Consider the following 8301-nt stretch of genomic DNA (forward strand, 5'->3'; position numbering starts at 1 on the left):
ACGGCGCGCTGCCGATGATGAAAGAACATCGATTCGAGCCACTGATGAGGCGTTTCGGCGAACTGGTCCTTGCGCAGATGTTCTTCCGAGAGGTCTACGCCGTCCTATGAATGAGGGGATGCCTCAGCACAAGCACAGCAATTCTAGTCAGTCACTGCGTTTCCGCTTTCTGACTACTGCGAGTGTAGGGACCGAACGGCCTTCTCCATTTACTCCCCGATATCCTGCGCTCGGTCATTGGCGCAATATCGTCAGTCAAAATAACGCCGATAAAGAAGTTGTCGAGAAGCTGGTTGAGATTCTCCGCTCGTCAGGTCGGCCTGATGGACTCGCTGATGATACGTGGACGTTGTTTCAGGGATTCCTTGCAAGTAGCCCAGTTGTGCAGTTCTTTGAGTTCATGAAGCTCGTTGAATGGTCATTCGATGCAGGCGATTTGAATGCGCTAGTTGTTGCCATTCGTTCGAAATTGATTCAAAAAAAATATGCTAGCACTGAGGAGGAATCGCAAGACCTCTACCAGCGGTTGTTTTTTTACGTATTTAGCTTGCTTTCCCAGAGCGGATTGAAGGCGGTCTCTAGGCAGTCGTTGATCACGCAACTGACACGCCCACCACTTGCTCCCCAGCAGCAGGCACTATTTGCGCAAATCACAGGGCATTTGCTGGAGATTGAAAATAGAGTTGTTCTGATGGAGCAAGGGCTTTCGACAGTGCAACAGGGGTTGCTGGGGGTCGAACAGAATCTTGCAATGTATCGGTCCGAAGTGCAGCGAATAGTAGCATCACAAGGGCTTTCGGCCAGCATAACCCTTGGTCGACGCACGTTCGTGTATGCCGCACCGCCAATTGGTCAGGGGATTGTTGAACGTCGCGCGCTTGTAGCATCACTCCAAAATGACTTGGCGACGACTTCCCTTCTCGTTCTGTCGGGACAGTCTAGTATCGGCAAGACTCAGTTGGCGCGGAGCATGATCGACCATGAGAAAACCCTATGGCTCTCGTTGCGCCATAGGAAAATGGATGACATCGTCTCTCTCTTTGAAACCGCCATGGTGGTTGCTGATAATGAGAGGAAGGCGTTGGTAGTCTTGGATGATCTTCCTCGCCTAAGCGCTGGAATGCAGCTTGTTGAACGTTTGCTTCACTACGCGAATAGTGACCTTTGTTCCAGGGTGAAGTTGATAGCGACTACTTCAGCGCCTCTTCCGTTGGCGCTTCGAGAAGACACGCCAGCTGGGTTTCTTATGGAAAGGCTGGTGCCGCTACTGAGTAGGGATGAGATTCGAGAGGTGTTGGAGGTTCATCGTGTACCTGCAGATGCGCTGACAGAAAATTTGGTGCAATTTGCTTACGAGGTGACGACAGGGCATCCTGTGTTGGCCCGTGCATTGATTAGATTCCTGCAGGAGCGAGATTGGAATCTCTCGGAGGAGACGATCCAGGAGGTTCTAATGAGGGGGTTTGCCAGAGATGTTCAGAGGGAGGCGCAAACTCTGCTCCTTCAGACTGTGCAGGGAGAAGCAGCGCGTGAGTTTCTGTACCGCCTTGACTTGGTTGTGGAGCCAATTCGTGAGCGGCAGTTGAAAATAGTTGCGGAAGTGGTTCCTGTGGTTCCTGCTCCGTTTGAGCGTTTGGATGAACTGCGGGGCCTATGGATTCAGGAGACTTCATCAGAGCGTTACATGCTCTCACCGCTCCTCGAGGGAATGGGGGTTAGAAACCTTCGAAGCGATATTCGGAATAGTATTCACCGGGGGCTTGGGAATGAGATTGTTAGACGTCAGCAGATGTCTGTTTTTGAGGCTGATGTCGCTATTCATCATTTCGTGAGTGGGGCGCTGCATGATCGGGCCGGTCTTGTCTATCTGATGGCCACGGCAAGTATCTTAGAAAATCCTCGCCAGATTCGACAATTCGGTTTGGCGGAGCGATGGATGAATTCCGAATTGCCATTGGGCATGAGTCGGTCGGTGAAGATTCATGTTCGTGGTGTTCAGGTTCGGGTCGTCGATGCGCTGGGGGGAGACCCGATGCCGGTGTTGCAGCGGCTTGATGTCTTGCTTGATGATGCTACTGTTGATGATGCTCTTGCTGTAATGCATGCAAGCCTGAATGCTGGGCCGCTTCGTGTAAATGCACCTTCGCAAATAGTGGAGAAGTACTATTTGCATGCAATCGATGCATCGCAGAAAATGATTGCCGCAGGGAAAGGGCCGCCGGTAGATGAGTTTCATAAGGCGATCTATGGCATGATTTGGATGAATGGCGCCCGTGTCAGAACCCTTGATGATCTTCGTGGTTGGATACGGACGGTCCGGCAGATCGGTGATGTGGGTCGGAAGTTCGCAGTTGAGGTTGTGGATGATGCTTTGCGTGATGAGTCGTGCTTCATGCTTCCTCAGCAGGTTGCGCTAGAGGAGTATGGGAAAAACGCAGAGAAGAGGGACTGGTTGGCAGTGATTGCCGCGCAGGAAGAGCTTGAGAGGGATGCTTTTGAGCTCGGGTTTGTTGCGCTGGCTGGATTTTCGGCGGCCGCACAGATAGCTGCGATTTATGAGGGCTCCAAGGATCTGGATCGAATTGTTCGAGTCTCCAAGGAGGCCTTGAGACGATATGGGTATTTGCCTATTGTTGAGTTTGCGGTTCGTGTGATAGCCGGTATGCAGTTTGGTCATGCGAAAATGTATTCTGAGGCGCTTGCGGAAATTGAAGCTGCGCTGGGGATTGATACGGGTGGTTTTGCGATAGTGTATAGGCTTCATGCTCAAATTGAAGCGGCTCGGTCGGCATATTATGTGCGTCCCTCCGATGCGGTCGGCTTGGCTGAAAAGGCAGTTCAGTTGGCGACCGCATACCCCGTATTGGGGCCTCTTGAGCGAGTTAAGGCTCTTGGCGAGCTTGGCGTTCATCTTTCAGAACGAAGTGGAGTTCAGTCCAGTTACTCTGTCTGGGCGGAAACCGTTAGAGAAATTTTGCTTGCAGAAGAGGATTCACCAAAGTGGAGAGCGCTGTTCTCTATTGTTGGGCATTCAGTTGGTTATTATCTCTTTGTTGTTACGACCGGAAATCCCCCTGACACTGTTGCCGATGGCGGCCATTACGCTAAGCCTCTGCCTGGTACTTTCCTGCGCTATTCGGAGGAGGTGGAGCGCTTTTATGTTCATGGCAATAAGGGTCTTATTTGTGCTCAGCTAGCGATGTATGCGGAGGCAATTGGCGATGATCAAGAAGCTCGTCGATGGGCCGAGCGTGGGGTGCGGATCTCGGAGGAGTCGGGTAACGAGTCTGCAAGAGCTTTGCTTGCAGAACAGGTATTGCCTTACCTGCTTACTTCAAATGCGTTTTCTGAGGCCATTCGAGGAAGTGTCGAGGCTGCCACTACGCTTCTGAGGGAACAGCGGCGCGCCCTAAGTCCGGAAGCCCTCCAAGCCAGTAGCGAGCTGACTCTTCTTAATGACGGGGAGTCAATGGGGCGTTTTAGAGCGCTTCTTCCTGTGTTCATACGCCTTGCTCATATGCGGCAGCAAGGCGATCCTCTTGCTAAGACAGCGGCGTATGAGGTTGTTGGTACATGTAACCATTTTGCTGCTCGGTCGGCTCGGCCAGAGTTCTGGATGCTTGCAGCTAAGATCTTCGATGCCGCATTTTTGCGTGCGGCATCAGCGGGCGAGTTTGCTGTACTTGTGAGTGATGCTGATGGGTTGCAGGAAAACCCACTCAAGGTTATGGCAGTTCTGGGGGGCTCGTTCGCTTCCGATGTCTCGCTGGTGCAGGGGTTTGTGAGTCAAGTTGTGGCATTTGGTTATATTGTTGAGATTCTTCGTCTTAAGGGGGGGATGGCTCGGTTGGTTCTTCAGCCGTTTGTGAGTGATTTTTGGATGAAGAGATTTAGGTCGGGGAGGTTTGGTTTCCGAGCGCCTGCGAAGGTTGAAGAGAGTTTGATTGAGGCGAGGCGTCGGCCTGGTGTGGCTGGAATTCGTGCTCTCTTCTCGGCTCTTCAGCAGGGCCTTGGTGTCGCACTGCCTGCTGAACAGGTGCGGTGGCTCACGGATTTGCCGAAGGAGGGGGGATTGTGAGGTGTTTGTAGGGAGAGTGGGTATGCGCAAGGGGTGGCGTGCGACGGCGTAGTTGATTGATGCTGATGCGGCAGTGCGTCGGATAGGGCTGGTAGGGCATTGGCGCCGGTGATGCGAAATCTGTCGGCCGAGTTGGTGACGACCACAGATTGTATTCGTGGCGTCAACGACCAACGCGCTGAAGCACGTCCTGGAGAATGAGGATGTGCTTCGGCTGGATAGAGGGCCGATGACGTCGACCGCGTGTATGGCGCGCACTACTTCGCGCCGCTGGGGCATCCAGTAGCGGACCTTCCAGACGTGGAAAGTCGACGCGGTTCCTGCCGGATGAATGCAAGGCCCCTACCTCCAGCCGCTCATCATCCAGGACGGTCCTTCCGCATGAGCGAGTCCGAGTCGAAGCAGGCGTCGCGCATCTATGTCCGCTACAGCGACGACGTGGAGGTGGTGGAGCCTGGCGAGGACGCGCTCATCCAGGAGGTCATCGCCGCGATGCTGAAGGGCATGGCCCTGACGCGCCCGAAGCACGGCCGCTCCGTGCGGCCCGCGCACGCCAAGGCCCACGGGCTGGTGAAGGGCGAACTGCGCGTGCTGGAGGACCTGCCCCCGCACCTGCGCCAGGGCCTGTTCTCCCAGGCCGGCACGTATGCCGTGGTGGCGCGGCTGTCGCACGTGCCGGGGGACCTGGATGACGACCGGAAGGTGTCCGGCCCGCGCGGCATGGCGTTCAAGGTCCTGGGCGTGGACGGCCTGGGCCCCATGCTGCCCGGTCATGCCGGACAGACGACGCAGGACTTCGTGCTGGACACAGGCAAGGTGTTCAACGCGTCGAACGTGAAGTCGTTCCTCGCGCAGATAACGCCCGTGGAGAACCTCGCGCCCCGGACGCCGCAGGCCGTGAAGGGCGCGGTGTCCGCGGTGTCGCTCGCCGCGAACAAGGGCCTGCACGCGGTGGGCGCGGACAGCTCCCTCCTGGACTTCTTCGGCCACCCCTTCCTGCACCCGCTGGGCGAGCCGTACTACAGCCAGGTTCCCTTCCGGTACGGCGACTCCATCGCGAAGCTGCGCGTGACGCCGGACTCGCCAGCGCTCCGGTCGCTGAAGGACGCGAGGCTGGACGTGAAGGACTTCGACGGTCTGCGCAAGGAGGTGGTGGAGTTCTTCCGCTCCAACCCTGCGCAGTTCGTGGTGGGCATCCAGCTGTGCACCGACTTGAAGCGGATGCCCGTGGAGGACGCGAACGCGGAGTGGTCGGAAGAGGAGAGCCCCTACCAGCCCGTCGCGCGGCTCGTGTTTCCCGCGCAGGACGCGTACGACCCGGCCATGCAGGACGCCGTGGACGAGGGGATGGTGTTCTGCCCCGCGCACAGCCTGGCCGCGCACCGGCCCCTGGGCGGCATCATGCGCGCGCGCATGGCGGTGTATGAGGCGGTGGGACGCGCCCGCAGGGAGCAGAATGGCCAGCCCGTGAAGGAGCCGCGCGGCGCTGGCGACCTTCCCTGAACCCCGGGGGGAGCGGGGGGAGGCCCGGAAGCCTCCCGCCCCTGGGGCCCTGTCTCAGTGGGGCAGCACGAGCAGCCTGTCCAGCGCCGCGTAGCTCTGGTTGATGCCCTGCTCCATGCCGGCCTGGACCATGCCCTTCAGGTCCTCCTCGGTGTGGAACAGGGAAACGCTGACGAGCTTCGTGCGGCCGTCGCCCAGGTCCTCCAGCGTCGTCGTGTCCACCGAGACGTGGCCGGGCTCGCCGTCCCACTCGAAGGTCTGCTCGATGCGCTCCAGGGGCTTCACCTCGCGGAAGCGGCCCTCGAAGCCATACGTGCCGTCTTCCGCGTGCTCGACGAAGCGCCAATGGCCGCCACGCCGGACGTCCATGCGTTCGATGACGAGCTTGTTGCCCCGGCCCCACCATTGGGCAACGAGCGTGGGGTCGGTCAGGGCGTTCCACACCCGCTCGCGGGACGCGTTGAAGATGCGCTCGATGCGAATCTCCCGCTCGGCGGTCTGCGTGACGAGTGCCTTGGGTGAACTTGTGACTTGGGTGGTCATGACGTTCCTTTCGTGCGCTGGAGGTGCGGTGGCGCACCCCTCCAAGATGCGCACCCGACGTCAGGGCCTGCGCCCCGTCCGGCCGAGCATTCGGTCGGGCGGGGCCCTGGCTGCGGGTCAGTGGAGTTCGCAGACCTGGCAGACCGGCCCGATGAGCTTCCAGACCGTACAGCTGCCGCCTGGGGGGCAGCAGCGCTTGTACTTGGTGCCGGGCAACCCATAGCCGCCGTAGGTGGTGTTCGGCTCATCGTACCCGGCGGTGTTCGAGCAGTTCGTGCGGCACTCGGCCTGCCAGGTGATCATCGACTGCATCTGGGAGATGGGACAGTTGGGATCCGTGCCGATCTCCTGCTCCACCTGGGCCTCGCCGTCAGGCATCGCGGCTTCGTCAGCCCCCGTGGAGGGGCCACAGGCGGTGAGGACGCCCAGGGAGAGGCTCATCAGGAACCACGCTCGAATCATGCTTCGCATGTGCAACGCTCCGGCCGGTGCAGGGCGGCAATGCCTTGCACCGCGGATTGCGGCATGGCCGCGTTCGCATGACAAGCGGGGTAGGCCGGATGACGTAGGGGAAACCTACGACACCGTGCCTGGCTACTTGCGCTTCTTCGACATGGAGCGGACGAAGACGGAGTCGATGCCGTGGATGCGCATGGAGACGAAGTCGTCCGCGGTGGCGTTCTCGTAGCCCGCGTCGCGCATCTCCTTCACGAATGCGGGCGTAACCCCGTGGATGCGCATGGCCACCAGGTCATCCGCGCTCAGGTCCTTGAAGCCCAGGCCGCGCATCTCGCGGATGAAGTCCGGCGTCACGCCGTGGATGCTCATGGCCAGGAGCGAGTCCAGGGGCAGGCCCTTGAAGCCGAGCGCCGCGAAGCCCTGGATGCGCTCCGGCGTGACGTTGTGGATGCGGGAGGCCACCAATTGCTCGATCGTCAGCTTCGGGTAGCCCTCGGCCGCCATGGCCCGGACGTACTCCGGGGTGACGTGGAAGATGCCCACCTGGACCAGCTCATCCACGGTGGTCACCTTCTGGCCCGTGGCCGCGAGCGCCTGGACGCGCTGGGGGCCGACGTTCACGCTGGCCAGGAGGAGTTGCTCGTCCGCGTCCGGCTTGGGAATGCCCAGCTCCGCCAGCTTCTTCGTGAAGCTGGCGTCCGGGCTGAAGCGCCAGGTGCCCACGCCCTGGCCGTCCTTGATGCGGCCCTCGAAGTCGAACGTGCCCGCCTCACGCACCAGCTTGAAGGGGGCGCTGCTTCCTTCCGCCGTGGACAGCCCCTGGAAGTCGGTGAGCGGCGCGGAGAAGCCGTGGTGCGAATCCGGTTTGTCCTTCGGATGCAACGACAGCTGCAACTGCTGCTCCTTCACGTACGCGCCCCACGTGCCGGTGCGCTGCGCATCGGCGGCGAGGACGGGGAGGGCGAGGAGCATCACGAACAGGGTGAGCCACGGAGACAGGCGCGACGTCATGACGGCGACTCCTTTTCGGGCAAGGCGCGGCCTGCCCGCGCGCCCGGGATGGCGCGCGCGGTGGGACCGCATGGGAGAGGAAGGGAGGGGTTACTTCCGGGGCTTCTGCATGCGGCGGATGAAGTCCGCGTCAACGCCGCCGGCGCGCAGGCGCACCAGCTCATCCACGGTGGCGGGCTTCACGCCCGCGGCGTCCAGCTCGCGCAGGAAGGTGGCGTCGACGGACATCGCGCGCAGTTGCACGGCCTCGTCCAGCGTCAGGTTCCCGAAGCCCGCGGCCTTCAGCTCGTTGAGCCACGCGGCGTTGATGTCCATTGCCTTCGCGGCCAGCAGGTCGTCGGAGTCCTCCTTGCCGAAGCCCAGGGCCGCCATCTGCCCCAGCCACTCCGGCGTGACGCCCATGTGCTTCATGGCCACCAGTTGCTCGGCGGGGATGGAGCGGCCGAAGCGGTCTGTCATGGACTTCACGTAGTCCGGCGTGACGCCTGCGTGCTGGAAGCCGACCAGCGTGTTCACCGTGGGCTCGTAGCCCATGGCGGAGATGCGCTCGACGACCTCCGGGGTGACGCCCGCGATCTTCAGCGCGACGAGCTGGTCCACGCTCAACGGATCCACGCCCACGCGGGTCTTGTCGTCGGCGTCATCCGACTCCTTCCTCGCCGCGCGCGCCTTCTCCTTCGCGGAAGGCGCGGGGTTCGGAGCAGGCG

Annotated in this window: 5 protein-coding genes and 1 pseudogene; 2 read left to right on the plus strand and 4 right to left on the minus strand. The window is 60.3% G+C overall.

Annotated features, from left to right (window positions below):
- Positions 1-118: 118 nt before the first annotated feature.
- Complete coding sequence (locus D7V80_RS41600; RefSeq protein WP_147447366.1) at positions 119-4078, plus strand: hypothetical protein; 3960 nt, start codon at positions 119-121, stop codon at positions 4076-4078.
- A gap of 381 nt (positions 4079-4459) precedes the next feature.
- Entirely contained in the window at positions 4460-5581 is a 1122-nt protein-coding gene (locus tag D7V80_RS38885) for a catalase family protein (protein ID WP_120592856.1), read from the plus strand.
- A 54-nt stretch (positions 5582-5635) separates the two neighbouring features.
- On the opposite strand, the gene D7V80_RS38890 is transcribed toward D7V80_RS38885, so the two are convergent.
- From D7V80_RS38890 to D7V80_RS42035, 4 genes and pseudogenes are all read right to left on the minus strand, one after another.
- Positions 5636-6124 carry an SRPBCC family protein gene (locus tag D7V80_RS38890; protein WP_120592857.1) on the minus strand — a complete coding sequence of 163 codons (489 nt, stop codon included), beginning with the start codon at positions 6122-6124 and terminating at the stop codon, positions 5636-5638.
- Positions 6125-6241: 117 nt separating this feature from the next.
- Positions 6242-6595 carry a hypothetical protein gene (locus D7V80_RS38895; RefSeq protein ID WP_120592858.1) on the minus strand — a complete coding sequence of 118 codons (354 nt, stop codon included), beginning with the start codon at positions 6593-6595 and terminating at the stop codon, positions 6242-6244.
- Positions 6596-6718: 123 nt separating this feature from the next.
- Positions 6719-7594, minus strand: a complete 876-nt coding sequence (locus tag D7V80_RS38900; RefSeq protein ID WP_120592859.1) for a 4-hydroxy-3-methylbut-2-enyl diphosphate reductase — start codon at positions 7592-7594, stop codon at positions 6719-6721.
- Positions 7595-7684: 90 nt separating this feature from the next.
- Positions 7685-8301, minus strand: a pseudogene (locus D7V80_RS42035) (hypothetical protein); the annotation flags it as partial.

Origin of the sequence: Corallococcus sp. CA054B, assembly GCF_003611625.1 — a bacterium.
Taxonomy (GTDB): Bacteria; Myxococcota; Myxococcia; order Myxococcales; family Myxococcaceae; genus Corallococcus; species Corallococcus coralloides.

Coding starts and splice junctions, on each gene's coding strand:
- D7V80_RS38890 (WP_120592857.1), bottom strand. CDS start 6,124: ATGACCACCCAAGTCACAAGTTCACCCAAGGCACTCGTCACGCAGACC.
- D7V80_RS38900 (WP_120592859.1), bottom strand. CDS start 7,594: ATGACGTCGCGCCTGTCTCCGTGGCTCACCCTGTTCGTGATGCTCCTC.
- D7V80_RS38885 (WP_120592856.1), top strand. CDS start 4,460: ATGAGCGAGTCCGAGTCGAAGCAGGCGTCGCGCATCTATGTCCGCTAC.
- D7V80_RS41600 (WP_147447366.1), top strand. CDS start 119: ATGCCTCAGCACAAGCACAGCAATTCTAGTCAGTCACTGCGTTTCCGC.
- D7V80_RS38895 (WP_120592858.1), bottom strand. CDS start 6,595: ATGCGAAGCATGATTCGAGCGTGGTTCCTGATGAGCCTCTCCCTGGGC.